This window comes from Domibacillus sp. DTU_2020_1001157_1_SI_ALB_TIR_016 (genome assembly GCF_032341995.1).
Classification (GTDB): Bacteria; Bacillota; Bacilli; order Bacillales; family Domibacillaceae; genus Domibacillus; species Domibacillus indicus_A.
Genome location: NZ_CP135439.1, coordinates 157,567 through 171,022, shown reverse-complemented (window position 1 = coordinate 171,022; position 13,456 = coordinate 157,567). Strand labels below are relative to the sequence as shown.

Genomic DNA, 13,456 nt, shown 5'->3' with positions numbered 1-13,456 from the left:
AAGCCGGCTTTTTATAAAAGTCCGGCTTTTTGAAGAATAAATGCCGTATACTGTGGTTCCTCCTCAAGCTGGAACACAGGATAAGCAACATCCGTTTGGGGCAGATCAATCCAGCTGATCGCACATTGAATATTTTGAAGCTTTAAAAGCGGCAAGTCCTCCGGTGTGCGAATTAAAACTGCTTTTGGGTATGCTTCCTGTTTGTATCCTTCCACAAAGATGCAGTCCACTGAAAGAGAACGGTACAAAGCGAGGATATCCTCAAGCGCCCACTGATCCCGCGTAATGGATACCTGCAAAATCCCGTCTCCTTCTACACCAGCCAGAACGGCGCCGGCCTGCCGGTGTCTGTCGCTGTCTTTTTGCCCGTCCGGTGCGCCCCCGTGCCCGTGGTGCTTAATCGCTGCAACGCGCGCTCCCTGCTTTGCGGCCGCTTGTATTAGTTTTGCCATCAGTGTTGTTTTGCCGCTGTTTTGATAACCCACTACTTGAAATACATTTTCCATGACAACAACCTCCGCGTTATAATAGCTCCAGGAGTGATAAAGATGAAAACAGCCGGCATTGTACTTGCCGGCGGCCAGTCATCACGATACGGCCGCCCTAAAATGTTTGAACAGTATAAAGAAAAGCCGTTTTACCAGCATAGCGTAGACGTCCTTAGCGCCAACGGGCTGCATCCTATTATTCTTTCGACAAACCGCTTTCTTGCTGATAGGTTTGATTTATCCGGCGTTGAGTTGATCGTGGAGCCCACTCCTCATCAAGGACCACTTTTTGCCCTGCATCACGCCATCTCACAATTTGGGGAACCGGAGTGGTTTTTTGTGCTTTCTGCCGATATCCCATTTGTAAGAGAAGCTTTTATTGATCAGCTGCTCCTGCACTGCCACCCCGATTATAACGCGGTTGTGCCGGCAGAAGGAGAAAAACTGCAGCCGCTTCTCGCTCTTTACCATAGACGCTGCCTTCCTTATATGAACGAAGCGCTCGGTGAAGGAAGAAGAAGTTTAATGGCGCTGTTACACAAGATTCCATTCAAGACCGTTTCGTTTGAGAACGAACCATCCTTTATCAACATTAACACACAGCTTGACTTCCAAAAACATAACAAAAGCAACTAAAAAAGCACTCACGCAACGTGAGTGCTTTCAGTGTGTAGACAAAGTCTTTCGCTTTTAAAAAGAGCCGAAAAGTGAAGCCGGCCGGACTTCGCGCCCCTTAGGGCAGTGCGGGAGTCTTCGTCCGGCAGGCTTCACTAAGTGGTGTGGAAAATCAATAAGCAAAGACCGAATAGAAATTTCTCTTTTTTAAACAGAAAGGTACAACCTTATTAGCTCTGTACAATCTTGTCGCAAGCCACTTGGCGGCGGGAGGGCGGCGCAGACTCCTGTGGGACTAGCGGGGCAGCTGTGACCGGTGGAGCCGCCAGGCGAAGTCGGGCTCAGCGCCTGCCTCATGGAAAGCGGAGCTGCCTGGATGCCGCCGAGCTATCCCATTCATGTGCACGGTCATCCATATCATTTGTCTACAGTCTGAAAGCACTCGCGCGATGTAAGTGCTTTGATGTACAGACAAGCGTCCTTTAATACTGGGCGGACAAGGGCGTTACCATTGCGGCACAAACTTTGAAGCCGGGCATTTTACAGGCCGGGTCCAAGGCTTCACTGGTCAGTTTATTGACGTTTTGAATGCCGTCCCAGTGCATCGGCATGAAAATTGTATCCTCACGAATGGATGCGGTCAGCTTGCTGCGAACAACGACTTCCCCCCGGCGGGACCGCACCTTTACAAGCGAATCATCTTTTATCTTCAAACGCCTTGCTGTTTTCGGGTGAATCTCCACGAAGGATTCAAACTGTTGGGCTTCAAGCGTCGGGCTTTGATGTGTCTGCACACCCGTTAAATAGTGCCCCAGCACCCGGCCGGTCGTTAAATAAAGGGGATAGTCTCCTCCCGCCTGTTCTTTCGGAAACTCATTCGGCACCGGCACCATGGCGGCTCTCCCATCCGGACGAGGAAACGATGCTTCGAACAAACGAGCCTCACCTGGATGCTCCGGGGAAGGACAAGGCCAATAAACCCCTTCTTCTTTTCGAAGCCGGTCGTACGTAATTCCGTAATAATCCGCAATGCCGCCCTTGCTTGCCAGGCGAAGCTCTTCAAAAATCCCTTCGGCATCTGTATACGAAAAATGAGCGGCTTTTCCTAGAGAAGCAGCAATATCAGATAAAATCTCCCAATCCTGCTTTGCAAGACCCGGTGCCGGCCGAGCTGCTTCCCGAAGCAACACGCGGCCTTCCAGATTCGTTAACGTTCCGGTATTTTCCAAGTAAGCCGCCGTAGGCAAAATAACATCAGCCAGCTGGGCCGTCTCCGAAAAAAGCATATCGGCCACAACAAGAAAATCCAGCTTCCGCAGACCTTCTTCTACGAAGTTTGCATTGGGGTTGGAAACGATCGGGTTAGACCCCATTAAAAACAGCCCCCGGATTTCCTGCGCATGTACTTTTTCCATCATTTCGTATGCAGATACACCTTTACCTGGAAGACTCTCCGCGTCAACGCCCCATATTTTCGCGATGTACGCGCGATGCTCTTCATTTTCAATCGACCGGTATCCGGGCAGCTGGTCTGCTTTTTGGCCATGCTCGCGTCCGCCCTGTCCGTTCGCCTGGCCTGTAACTGCTCCGTAGCCGCTTCCTCTCTTGCCGATTTTACCTGTGGCAAGCAATAGATTGATAAAATTACGTACAGCCAGAGATCCGTCTGTTTGCTGCTCTACACCACGGGCAGTTAAAATCATTCCCGATGCCGCCTGCCCAAATTTCCGCCCTGCTCGTTCGATATCTTCTTGGGGCACACCTGTTAAGGCGGCGATCTCTTCGATTTTACATGAATCGATATGTGCTTTTACTTCCTCAAATCCTGTAGTGCGTGCCGCCAGAAATACTTTGTCGATATACCCGTTATCTATAATCACTTTCAGCAGTCCATTGGCAAGCGCTGCATCTGTACCCGGCTTGACTTTCAGATGCATATCGGCCATCTCTGCTGTAGCCGTGCTGCGCGGGTCGATTACAATGATAAAAGCGCCATTTTCTTTTGCATCTCTAAAGTACGGCATCAGTGTCGGCTGGCATTCGGCAATGTTGGTTCCTGCGAGAATTAAACAGTCTGATTCTCTTACTTCCGAAAGCGGATTTGTTAATCCCCGGTCAATGCCAAATGCTTGATTGCCGGCCGCTGCAGCCGCAGACATGCAAAACCGTCCATTGTAATCAATGTACTTTGTCTGCAGGGCCACACGCGCAAACTTACCGAGTGTATAGGACGTTTCATTTGTAAGCGAGCCGCCTCCATACACCCCGATCGTATCCCGGTTAAATTGATGCTGCAGAGCGGTAAACCGCTCGGCAATTTGCTTGTACGCTTCCTCCCATGAAACGGGTACAAATTCACCGTTTTTTTTCATTAAAGGTTCCGTGATTCTCTCGCCGGTCAGCGCATGCTGATAAGCGTTCATTCCTTTAATACAAAGACGGCCCTCTGAGGCTGCATTTTGCTTGGGCGCCACATGATAGGTTGTATGTCCCTGCTCTTCTGTTTCTGTAACCGTCATTTTACATTGAACACTGCAAAAAGGGCACTGTGTTTCCATCACTGTTTTTACGGCTGTTTCCATTTTTTCACCTGCTTTACAAGGCAGCGGCTGCCTGTTGATTTTGAATGGATATCCCTTGTCGTTTTCTTTTTAATACTTCTTCTCGAATCGACGTTAAGCCAAGCCGCCCGGCCCAGCTGTCCATCTCTTCTCCATAAAAAGCGGATATACGATAATAAGCAAGCAGCGCTTCCGTCATACAGACAGCATCGTCCGGCTTCATTGATGCGTAAAGCCGCTCACCCGACACGTACAATTCCCAGCCGCCCGGTGCCCCGATCAAGCCGACGTTTTCCCCGAGTGATCCCGCTTCATCCTCAAGACCTGAGGAAACGGCGACTGTTACCTCTGCCGGGAAAACGAATGATTCCAGCCGTTCTTCCAGCTTCCTGCCAAGAGCCAGCGAGTCGTGAAAAGCGTATTTTGCATATCGGATGCCGGCACATGTACCGACAGCGCGAAGAGATGCGCCATAGGAAGGCATGGAAGCAGAAAGAGCTGCTCTCACCTCAGAAATTTTCTCTTCTTTAATGCCATACAGCTCCATTCGGGGTCCAGCTGCCAGCTTGACGAGTGGAATGCTGTACTTTTCTACCACATCCGCAATCGTTCGAAGCTGGTCTGCTCCTGTTATACCGCCGTACATGCGCGGAGCGGCCATGTACGTACCGTCCGCTGTCTGTTCTTCTAAAATATCCGGCACGCAGCTGCTGTGCACACCCATGTAATAGTAAAGAGCCGGCCGGCATACCGCGCAGCCTTCTGTTTTCCATCCAAGCCGGTGCATCAGCTGCGCCATCCCTTCATTTGGATGAGCTTGAACCGCCTGGATGATATCTCCGTGATCCGCGTCTGTACAAGCGCAGATCGATGCTTTTTCCGCTTCCTCTTCGACTCCGTTTCTTTTAATAAAGTCCAAAATATCCGCTACAACCGGGCGACAGCCGCCGCAGGAGCTTGAAGCTTTCGTGCAGGCCTTCACATCCTCCACGCTTTCGAGCGCCTGCTCGCAAACAGCCCTTACAATGGCTCCTTTCGATACACCATTGCACGCGCACACTGTGTCATGATCCGCCATAGAAGCAATGCGTTCATCTTTGCTGCCGCTGCCCTGGGCCATTTCTTTTTCCAGTACGGCATAATGGTCTTTCTTTTGAATCATCCCGAACAGCTTAGCGCCTTCAGTAATGTCGCCAAATAGCACGGCACCTGCGATTTTGCCATCTCTTACGACGATTTTTTTGTATGTGTTGTTTATTCCATCTATCCATTGCATGGACTGCGTTTCATCACTGTCCATAAATTCTCCCGCTGAAAAAACGTCCACACCGGACACTTTCAATTGAGTAGACAGCACCGAGCCTTGATAGCCCGGATGTTCCTCTTTGCACAAAGCAGCTGCCAATGCTTTTCCCTGTTCATACAAAGGCGCGACAAGGCCGTAAACAAAGCCGCGATGCTCTGCACATTCTCCAACTGCGTATACATGTGGGACGCTTGTGCGCATATAGTCGTCTACGACAATAGCCCGGTTTACTTCGATGTCTGTACCGGCAGCCACTTGTGTATTCGGGCGGACACCAACCGCCATGACGATCAAATCCGCTTCACGCCAGCTTCCATCTGAGAAGCGTAAGCCTTTTACCCGTTTATGGCCGGTAATTTCTGCTGAATTTTTTTGCAGCAGAAAATTCATCCCCTGTGCTTCTAAATCCCGTTGAAGCATGCGAGCCGCAACAGGATCAAGCTGCCGGTCCATAATGTACTCCCCGATATGCACAACATCCACTTTCATTCCTAAATTAAGAAGACCACGGGCCGCTTCCAGCCCAAGCAGCCCGCCGCCGATTACAATGGCTTTTTCGTACTTTTTGGATGCTTCGACCATTTTCTCACAATCATATATGTCCCGGAACGCCGTTACTCCTTCTTTTTTTGCACCTGGAAGCGGCAGCATAAATGGCAGTGAACCTGTGGCAATTACCAATTCATCATAGGATACGATGCGTTCTTTAGAGGTCACCACATATTTTTCGCTTGTGTGAATTTGAACAACCGACTCTCCCGTATAAAGAGTAATGCCGTTTGCTTCATACCATGCCCAGTCATTTAAGGTAATGCTTTCAACCGTTGTATCGCCTTGAAGGACTTTAGACAGTAAAATCCGATTATAGTTTGGATGCGGCTCTTTCCCAAATATCGTGATCTCAAATTCATTCGGCTGAATCTTTAAGATTTCTTCAACTGCACGGACACCCGCCATCCCATTTCCGATCACAACCAGTTTTCGTTTATTCATAGAAAAGTCCCCTTCCTTCTTTTTAGTCCGCTTTGAAGGCCGGGTTCTCATCCGCTTCGTTCCCCGCAAACGGTATATGCATTGATTTGGCTGGCTCTTTGCGGGCGCCCCTATTCGTTGTCCGTGCCAGTATAACCGTTGTGATTTTCATAGCGATCACTCCTTTTATTTCGTGTCAGCTTAACTAACACAATATAAAACGTTTTTTGGAAAGTCAATCAGATTTTTTTGATTTTTTGAAATAGTTCGTAAGGTTTTCTAACAAGTATATGGAAAGTATCTTTTCACCACCCTACACTAACGGTAAGCAACATATCACTCATTGAATGCAAAGGAGAGGAACACATGAAACTAGCGGAATTGCGAAAAAGCGGCCACGCGCCGTCTCTATTGGCGTCATTTTTGTATTTTGATATCAGCTTTATGATTTGGGTTATGCTTGGGGCTCTTGGTGTGTATATTACACAGGATTTCGGCCTTTCTCCTTCTCAAAAGGGATTAATTGTAGCGATTCCTATTTTGGCTGGTTCTTTTTTCCGAATTATTCTCGGAATCTGTACGGATCGGATTGGCCCGCGTAAAACGGCAATAGGCGGCATGATCGTCACTATGGTGCCTCTTTTATGGGGATGGCTTTTCGGAAATTCCATGACAGAGCTTTACTTCATTGGTATTCTGCTTGGCGTTGCCGGCGCAAGCTTTTCTGTTGCCCTTCCAATGGCAAGCCGCTGGTACCCGCCGCATCTTCAGGGGCTCGCAATGGGAATTGCCGGTGCTGGAAACAGCGGTACAGTGCTTGCTACACTGTTTGGTCCGCGCCTGGCAGAAGTATTCGGCTGGAATGGCGTGATGGGTCTTGCCCTTATTCCTCTTACACTTGTTTTTATTACGTACGTGCTGATTGCCAAGGACGCTCCTACGCAGCCGGAGCCACAGCCTTTAGTTAATTATTTTAAAGTGTTTAAACAGCGTGACACCTGGTATTTCTGCTTGCTTTATAGTGTAACGTTCGGTGGATTTGTTGGGCTGACTAGTTTTTTAAGTATTTTCTTTGTCGACCAGTATGGGTTGACCAGCGTCCGTGCAGGTGATTTTGTGACACTCTGCGTGATTGCAGGCAGCTTGTTCCGTCCGGTCGGCGGCATGATTGCCGATAAAATCGGCGGAGCAGCACTTCTTAAGTTCTTGTTTATTGGTGTAGCGTTGATGATGTTCGGCGTTAGCACGCTGCCTTCTTTAACAGTCGTGACAATGATGCTGTTTGTCGGCATGATGTGCCTTGGCATGGGCAATGGGGCGGTATTCCAGCTTGTTCCGCAGCGTTTTCAAAAAGAAATTGGCATGGTGACGGGGGTTGTCGGGGCAGCCGGCGGTGTAGGCGGCTTTTTTGTTCCAAATATTTTGGGTACACTCAAGCAAATGACCGGAACATATGCGGCTGGATTTACTGTTTATGCAGTAATTGGTATCGCTGCTCTTATTCTTTTAACCGTGGCGCAAATTTCATGGCGCAAAGCCTATGCTTTAAAAGAAGAATCTGCTTAATCACCTTTTCCAATACTGGCTGGCCTGTCATAGGCTTAGCCTTTTTTTGTTTTGGTTCCATGTTACAGTGGGAACAGATTCATATAATAAGGAAAGGGTTTGATTTTTTGGAAAAGCAATCTGTTAAAGAAGCATTAAGAAAACGGGCTGTTACACTGCCGGACGGGGCAGCCGTTCCGGCGCTCGGGCAGGGAACGTGGCATATCGGAGATGATCCAGCCAAAAAAGAAGCGGAGATGAGGGCGCTGCGACTCGGTGTTGATCTCGGCATGTCACTGATTGATACGGCAGAGATGTACGGAGATGGCCGGTCGGAACGGGTCGTCGGCGAAGCCATTCGAGGCATCCGGGATGAAGTGTTTTTAGTATCAAAGGTTTATCCGCATAACGCAGGGCTGGAACAGATTGCTGCTTCATGTGAAAAAAGCTTACAGCGGCTTCAAACAGACCGGCTCGATTTGTATCTGCTTCACTGGCGTGGACGGGTGCCGCTTGAAGAAACGATTGAAGGAATGGAGCGGTTGAAGAAAGAAGGGAAAATCATCCGCTGGGGTGTTTCAAACTTTGACACAGCTGATATGAAGGAGCTTCTGCAAAAACCGGGCGGAAATGGATGCGCTGTTAATCAAGTTCTCTATCATCTTGGTTCGCGCGGTATTGAATTCGACCTGCTTCCATGGCATAAGGAACAGGGGATACCCGTTATGGCTTACAGTCCGCTTGCACAGGGCGGCTCGCTGCGAAAAGAGCTGATGAATGATTCTGTTGTTCAAAAAATGGCGCGGGCGCACGGAGCATCTCCCCTTCAAATTATGCTTGCCTGGACGATTCGCTTTCCCGGCATGATAGCCATCCCCAAATCCGCGCAGGAGGAGCATACAGCCGCTAACGCAAGAGCTGCCCAAATTGTGTTAACAGAACAGGAGCTGAACGAGCTGAACGAGCGATTTTCAGCTCCTGATCGAAAAGTACCACTTGATATTATTTAAGTTTATTTGAATAATTGGATGTTTGCCGTTGCGGAGGGGACAGCAGATGCATTTACTAGTTGTATAGAAGCGTGGAGGTGAAAAATATGCGTCGTCATGTTCGTCCGATCGTCTGCCCGCCGCAGTGTATTGTAAAAGATACGTATATTAAGCGCGAAATTCCAGTTATTCATCCAGTTGTTACGATTAATCGCCAGCATATCGTCAATGTGCCACGCCACATTTATCAGCCGATCACAAGAAACGAAGTTGTGGATCCTGGTTATCCAGGAAAAGGCTGGGGTTGCGGCTGCGGCTGCAAACGTTAAGAAAGAAAAATCCCGGCCTGTTCAAATAACAGCCCGGGATTTTTATAGTTTGCTTTCAATTAAAATACCGATTCAAAAACAGCAGGTGTTTCACGTGAAACATTTTCTAGATTCTTATAAAGGCTTTAATAATATTTCGTCTTTCTTTTCAAGGTTTGCCACCATATCGTGCCATTCCTGAGGCTTATTCGATAAAACGGAATAATAACTGGTGATAAAATCGCGGATCAAACTTGCTTTAAGTAACTGAATATTTTCTTTGAATGGCTGGAAACAAAGGTCCAAATGACTGACCGCTTCTCCCTCATTGGTCCATGCAGGATGAACATACGGGAAATCAAGACGCATGTAGCCGAGGTGGGAAAGCACTTCGCGCCGTACAAATGGGTCCATCACTTTAATGCTGGCAAAGGCATGATCTTTCATACGGTACGGGTCATAAATTTCCGCAAACATGCCCGTTAAATCAAGGTCGTTTTCTTCCGCCAGGCGCATTAAATCTTCATGGCGTTTTTTTGCTAAAAACGGCCCGACCCCACGCCCTTCTTTTACGATAATCGTAAAATCCGTCATCGCCACGTTTAATTCTTTATTGTACCGATACTCCGTTATTCCTGCTACTTCATCGTCCTGAACTGCCAGAAATACACGAATTGTTGGGTCTTTCAGCGGCTCCGCCCATAATTCATACTCCAGTACTTCCTCCGGTGGAAACACATCCTGCATTGTTTTATGCAGGCGTGCAAACATTGGATCGTCAATGCTGTTCACTTGTACATATTCCATGTCAATACCTCCTTTTTGTTTATCAAAATGACAGTTTTGCTGCCACCAATCATACCATAAATCTAGATACCCTCTGGATATTTTTGCTTATTCATTTTTCATATAGCTGTTTACTTTCTTTTCTTCATCGCTGCTAAAAAGCGCGCCATTTCATAAAAAAAGCTGAACCCAATAAAAGGTTCAGCTTTTTTATATCTCATCACTATTCATGTTATATAGAAAGCCGCGCTTATTTGGCACTTAACAGCTTTACAAAAAGAACCAGGTCTAGAGAACATTCATCATACTGCTTTTTTAGCGGTTTTTTATTGGGATGCTTTTTGGATTTGTTTGCTTCGCAGCTGCCCGCATGCTGCATCAATATCTGTTCCATGTTCCTGGCGTACAACACAGTTCAAACCTTTTTTCTTCAGCGTATCATAAAATGCCATAATCGCTTCCGGCGTGCTCCGCTGATACTGGCTGTGTTCATCAACTGGATTGTACGGAATTAAATTCACATACTGTTTTTTATCGCCAATTAATTCTGCCAGCTCAAGTGCATCTTCCACCCGGTCATTCACGTCTTTTAACAGGATATATTCAAAGGTGATACGGCGATTTGTGTTTTCCAGGTAGTAATCGACCGCTTCCATCAGCTTTTCAATCGGAATCGCCCGGTTGATTTTCATAATTTTTGTCCGCAGCTCGTTGTTCGGTGCATGCAGGGAAATCGCGAGGTTAACCGGAATTTTTGTATCGGTAAAGTCGTAAATTTTATTCGCCAGGCCGCTCGTTGAAACGGTAATATGGCGGGCTGCAATGCCCAATCCTTTTTGATCGATGACGACTTTTAAGAAATCGATCAGATTGTCAAAGTTATCAAACGGCTCCCCAATCCCCATCACGACGATATGGCTTACTTTTTCTCCGTTGCCTGCTTCATCCAGTGCATGCTGCACATTCATAATCTGCTCCACGATTTCACCGCTCGATAAGTCACGCGTTTTCTTTAATAAGCCGCTTGCACAAAAACTGCAGCCAATGTTGCAGCCGACCTGCGTCGTTACACAAACAGATAAGCCGAATTTATGGCGCATCATCACCGTTTCAATTAAGTTGCCGTCTGTTAATTTAAACAAAAATTTAATCGTTCCGTCTGCTGATTCCTGCTTCACGTGTTCTTTTAGGGTATGAAGAACAAAATGCTCTTTCAGCAGTGCGATGCAGTCCGCATTTACGTCTGTCATCTCGTCAAAATCGGTTACCCGTTTCCGGTACAGCCAGTCCCACACTTGCTGCGCTCGGAATTTCTTATGTCCAAATGGCAGAAGCCATGCCTCCAGCTGCTCAAGCGTCAATCCGTAAATGGATTTTTTGTTCATGTATTTATAGCCTCTTTTCGTTGCTTAAATTGAAAATGTCCTACCTTCAAAAATAACGCAAATAAGCCTCCTGCACAAGTGGTAAGTTATACAGGAGGCTCTCTGTTATACGAGTTAGTTGTTTACAATGAGCGCAAGCCGCTTGTTTCGCACGTCCCGCTCTTCTTCGGATACAAGATCATATTTTTTCAGGAGATGAAACAAATCATTTAACAAATCCTGCGTCCGCTCTTCCTGCAGGTAATTGTACAAGCTTTCATAGAGATATGCCGGAAGAAATGTTTTCTGGCTTTCCACTTTTTTGATCACATCTGCATGTGAATGGTCAATGCTGCATTCGCTCATGTTCAAGCACTCCTTTATGATTGGTATTGAAAAAGAACAAACCGTTCATGTTCGTTTTTTTCGTACATCCCGCCCAATTTCACTTCATCGAGCCAGTCAAATACCGTCTGATGCTCCAAATAATACAGGTATTCGTCTGATGGATAATACAAAATCAGTGTCACCTGGCGCGGGAAGGCTTCCATTGACGCCAGAATCCGCTGTACGACGCGCATGAAAATTTGCACTGAGAACGGATTGAAAAAGTAAAAAACAGTATCTTCTGCTTTTACTTCATACTCCTGCGCCATCACACATTGAAAATCGATCAATCCGTGCCGGCGCTTTCTTTTTCTCATATACCCTATTTTGTTTTGAAGACACACATCAAAAAAAGCAGGGTTCATTTCAATCCCCGTAACCGAAGCCCGGAAGCGGTCATGCACGTAAAAGGCGACCCGCCCTTTTCCGCAGCCGACGTCAACAAATCCGTCACTTGCATCCAAGGTACAGCGTTCGAAAAGCTCATCAAGTCCCTCATAGGGTGTCGGCTCGTAGCGATGATAGTGGGCAAGCTGGGGAAACCCCTGCTGATCACCCGTTGTCTGAATGGACAGCTGCTCATCATACGCTTTTTCTAGATGCTTCTCGTCCATTACCAAAGACCAAGCACTTTCCACCAGGCACCGCCGACTCCAAGCCAGACAATTAAATGAACAATAGAAATGATCAGCCCGAGCGTCCACCATTTACTTTGTGTTACATAACCCGCACCAAAAAATACAGGTGCCGGCCCGCTGCTGTAATGGGTTAAGCAGCCGAACAAATTACTGAATACACCGAGCAAAAGAGCAGAGGCGACCGGCGGAGCTCCGGCAGCCACGATCACAGCCAGAAAAGCGGCGTACATAGCACTGACATGAGCCGTGTTGCTCGCAAAAAGATAATGAGAGTAAAAATAAACGACAGCCAAAACGACCAGTGTCCATAGCCAGGACATGCCGCTGACGGCCCCTCTCATTGTATCCGTAAACCATGGAATCATACCGAGATCGTTTAAGAAGCCGGCCATCATAACCAAAACCGCAAACCAGACGAGCGTGTCCCATGCGCCTTCTTCTTTTTTAATATCCGACCAGCTCAGCACTTGAGTGATCAGCAGCGCGACAAGTCCGATAAAAGCCGTTGTCGTAGCGCTGATGCCAAAATTTGTTCCGAAAATCCACAAAGCTAAGATCAGGACAAACACACCGATCATAAACCACTCTTCTCTTTTTAAAGGACCCATCTCTTTTAATTTTTGGGCGGCCATTTGGGGGGCAGCCGGTGTTTCTTTCACTTCCGGCGGGTACAGCTTGTACAGCACATATGGAACAAGCAGCAGGCTGAGCAGACCTGGCACAGACGCAGCTGCGGCCCAGCCGACCCATGAAATTGGTTCACCGGTAATGTCTCCAGCAATTTGTGCCGCAAGCGGATTGGCTGCCATCGCTGTTAAAAACATGGCGGATGTTACCATATCTCCATGAAAGGAAACCGTTGTTAAAAACGCCCCTACCTTTCGTTCCGTTCCGTCTCCTGACCGGGAACCATACGCTTCAGACAGCGACCGGACAATTGGAAGCAAAATACCGCCGGCTCTAGCTGTGTTGGACGGCATCGCCGGAGACAGAATAAGATCACTTGCCACAAGCGAATAAGACAAGCCAAGTGTTTTTTTACCGAACTTTTGGACAAACATATACGCAACCCGGGTGCCAAGACCGGTTTTGATAAATCCTCTTGAAATAAAAAAAGCAATGACAATCAGCCAGATCGTCGTGTTTTGAAACCCACTGAGCGCTTCTTCAATAGTCAGTGTCTGTGTTAAAACCGTTGCGGTCAGGGCTAAAACAGCCACACTGCCCATTGGCATGGGCTTAACTACAAGCCCAATAATTGTGGCTACAAAAATAGCGAATAAATGCCATGCCTGAGACGAGAGTCCAGACGGTGCAGGAACGAACCAAATAAGTGCTCCGATTAAAAGCGTTAAAAAAAGAAGACCAAGCCTTACTTCTCCCTTTCCCCGGGCAGGCATCTTGTTTTTACTCATCATTCTCTCTCCTTTCTTCTTACATTGTAAAATATTTCACAAACATAGTCTAAAAAATCTTTCCCCTATATTCTTATCCTTT

Annotated in this window: 13 protein-coding genes; 4 read left to right on the top strand and 9 right to left on the bottom strand. The window is 47.4% G+C overall.

Annotated elements, in window-relative coordinates; all coding sequences use genetic code 11:
- Positions 1 to 11: 11 nt before the first annotated feature.
- Complete coding sequence (mobB, locus tag RRU94_RS08850) at positions 12 to 506, bottom strand: molybdopterin-guanine dinucleotide biosynthesis protein B (protein ID WP_315693760.1); 495 nt, start codon at positions 504 to 506, stop codon at positions 12 to 14.
- 42 nt (positions 507 to 548) lie between these two features.
- Here mobB and RRU94_RS08845 point away from each other — a divergent pair, with 42 nt between their 5' ends.
- On the top strand, positions 549 to 1,124 hold the full coding sequence (locus tag RRU94_RS08845; RefSeq protein ID WP_315693759.1) for a molybdenum cofactor guanylyltransferase: 576 nt from the start codon (positions 549 to 551) through the stop codon (positions 1,122 to 1,124).
- A 461-nt stretch (positions 1,125 to 1,585) separates the two neighbouring features.
- Here RRU94_RS08845 and nasC read toward each other — a convergent pair whose 3' ends face one another.
- The 3 genes from nasC to RRU94_RS08830 are packed head-to-tail and all read right to left on the bottom strand — an operon-like array spanning position 1,586 to position 6,114.
- Complete coding sequence (nasC, locus tag RRU94_RS08840) at positions 1,586 to 3,685, bottom strand: assimilatory nitrate reductase catalytic subunit NasC (RefSeq protein WP_315693758.1); 2,100 nt, start codon at positions 3,683 to 3,685, stop codon at positions 1,586 to 1,588.
- A gap of 13 nt (positions 3,686 to 3,698) precedes the next feature.
- Positions 3,699 to 5,963 (bottom strand): nitrite reductase large subunit NirB, encoded by a 2,265-nt coding sequence (nirB, locus tag RRU94_RS08835; protein ID WP_315693756.1) that lies wholly within the window; start codon positions 5,961 to 5,963, stop codon positions 3,699 to 3,701.
- Positions 5,964 to 5,985: 22 nt separating this feature from the next.
- The gene (locus RRU94_RS08830; RefSeq protein ID WP_315693754.1) at positions 5,986 to 6,114 is read right to left on the bottom strand and encodes a hypothetical protein; all 129 of its coding nucleotides are present in this window, start codon (positions 6,112 to 6,114) and stop codon (positions 5,986 to 5,988) included.
- A gap of 194 nt (positions 6,115 to 6,308) precedes the next feature.
- Here RRU94_RS08830 and RRU94_RS08825 point away from each other — a divergent pair, with 194 nt between their 5' ends.
- The 3 genes from RRU94_RS08825 (at position 6,309) to RRU94_RS08815 (ending at position 8,805) form a co-directional block, all read left to right on the top strand.
- The gene (locus tag RRU94_RS08825) at positions 6,309 to 7,508 is read left to right on the top strand and encodes an MFS transporter (RefSeq protein ID WP_315693752.1); all 1,200 of its coding nucleotides are present in this window, start codon (positions 6,309 to 6,311) and stop codon (positions 7,506 to 7,508) included.
- A 59-nt stretch (positions 7,509 to 7,567) separates the two neighbouring features.
- Positions 7,568 to 8,497, top strand: a complete 930-nt coding sequence (locus RRU94_RS08820; protein ID WP_315693751.1) for an aldo/keto reductase — start codon at positions 7,568 to 7,570, stop codon at positions 8,495 to 8,497.
- Positions 8,498 to 8,583: 86 nt separating this feature from the next.
- On the top strand, positions 8,584 to 8,805 hold the full coding sequence (locus RRU94_RS08815) for a hypothetical protein (protein WP_309090457.1): 222 nt from the start codon (positions 8,584 to 8,586) through the stop codon (positions 8,803 to 8,805).
- 114 nt (positions 8,806 to 8,919) lie between these two features.
- On the opposite strand, the gene RRU94_RS08810 is transcribed toward RRU94_RS08815, so the two are convergent.
- From RRU94_RS08810 to RRU94_RS08790, 5 genes are all read right to left on the bottom strand, one after another.
- Positions 8,920 to 9,591 (bottom strand): GNAT family N-acetyltransferase, encoded by a 672-nt coding sequence (locus tag RRU94_RS08810; RefSeq protein ID WP_315693748.1) that lies wholly within the window; start codon positions 9,589 to 9,591, stop codon positions 8,920 to 8,922.
- Positions 9,592 to 9,896: 305 nt separating this feature from the next.
- Positions 9,897 to 10,955, bottom strand: a complete 1,059-nt coding sequence (gene rlmN / locus RRU94_RS08805) for a dual-specificity RNA methyltransferase RlmN (protein WP_315693746.1) — start codon at positions 10,953 to 10,955, stop codon at positions 9,897 to 9,899.
- Positions 10,956 to 11,069: 114 nt separating this feature from the next.
- A complete protein-coding gene (locus RRU94_RS08800) occupies positions 11,070 to 11,300 on the bottom strand; it encodes a hypothetical protein (protein WP_315693745.1) in 231 nt (76 codons plus the stop codon).
- Positions 11,301 to 11,314: 14 nt separating this feature from the next.
- Positions 11,315 to 11,935: a class I SAM-dependent methyltransferase gene (locus tag RRU94_RS08795; RefSeq protein WP_315695885.1), complete on the bottom strand. Its 621-nt coding sequence runs from the start codon at positions 11,933 to 11,935 to the stop codon at positions 11,315 to 11,317.
- On the bottom strand, positions 11,935 to 13,374 hold the full coding sequence (locus tag RRU94_RS08790; protein ID WP_315693744.1) for an anion permease: 1,440 nt from the start codon (positions 13,372 to 13,374) through the stop codon (positions 11,935 to 11,937). Before RRU94_RS08790 ends, RRU94_RS08795 begins: the two co-directional genes overlap by 1 nt.
- Positions 13,375 to 13,456: the final 82 nt, after the last annotated feature.

Coding starts and splice junctions, on each gene's coding strand:
- mobB (WP_315693760.1), bottom strand. CDS start 506: ATGGAAAATGTATTTCAAGTAGTGGGTTATCAAAACAGCGGCAAAACA.
- RRU94_RS08845 (WP_315693759.1), top strand. CDS start 549: ATGAAAACAGCCGGCATTGTACTTGCCGGCGGCCAGTCATCACGATAC.
- nasC (WP_315693758.1), bottom strand. CDS start 3,685: ATGGAAACAGCCGTAAAAACAGTGATGGAAACACAGTGCCCTTTTTGC.
- nirB (WP_315693756.1), bottom strand. CDS start 5,963: ATGAATAAACGAAAACTGGTTGTGATCGGAAATGGGATGGCGGGTGTC.
- RRU94_RS08830 (WP_315693754.1), bottom strand. CDS start 6,114: ATGAAAATCACAACGGTTATACTGGCACGGACAACGAATAGGGGCGCC.
- RRU94_RS08825 (WP_315693752.1), top strand. CDS start 6,309: ATGAAACTAGCGGAATTGCGAAAAAGCGGCCACGCGCCGTCTCTATTG.
- RRU94_RS08820 (WP_315693751.1), top strand. CDS start 7,568: ATGTTACAGTGGGAACAGATTCATATAATAAGGAAAGGGTTTGATTTT.
- RRU94_RS08815 (WP_309090457.1), top strand. CDS start 8,584: ATGCGTCGTCATGTTCGTCCGATCGTCTGCCCGCCGCAGTGTATTGTA.
- RRU94_RS08810 (WP_315693748.1), bottom strand. CDS start 9,591: ATGGAATATGTACAAGTGAACAGCATTGACGATCCAATGTTTGCACGC.
- rlmN (WP_315693746.1), bottom strand. CDS start 10,955: ATGAACAAAAAATCCATTTACGGATTGACGCTTGAGCAGCTGGAGGCA.
- RRU94_RS08800 (WP_315693745.1), bottom strand. CDS start 11,300: ATGAGCGAATGCAGCATTGACCATTCACATGCAGATGTGATCAAAAAA.
- RRU94_RS08795 (WP_315695885.1), bottom strand. CDS start 11,935: ATGGACGAGAAGCATCTAGAAAAAGCGTATGATGAGCAGCTGTCCATT.
- RRU94_RS08790 (WP_315693744.1), bottom strand. CDS start 13,374: ATGAGTAAAAACAAGATGCCTGCCCGGGGAAAGGGAGAAGTAAGGCTT.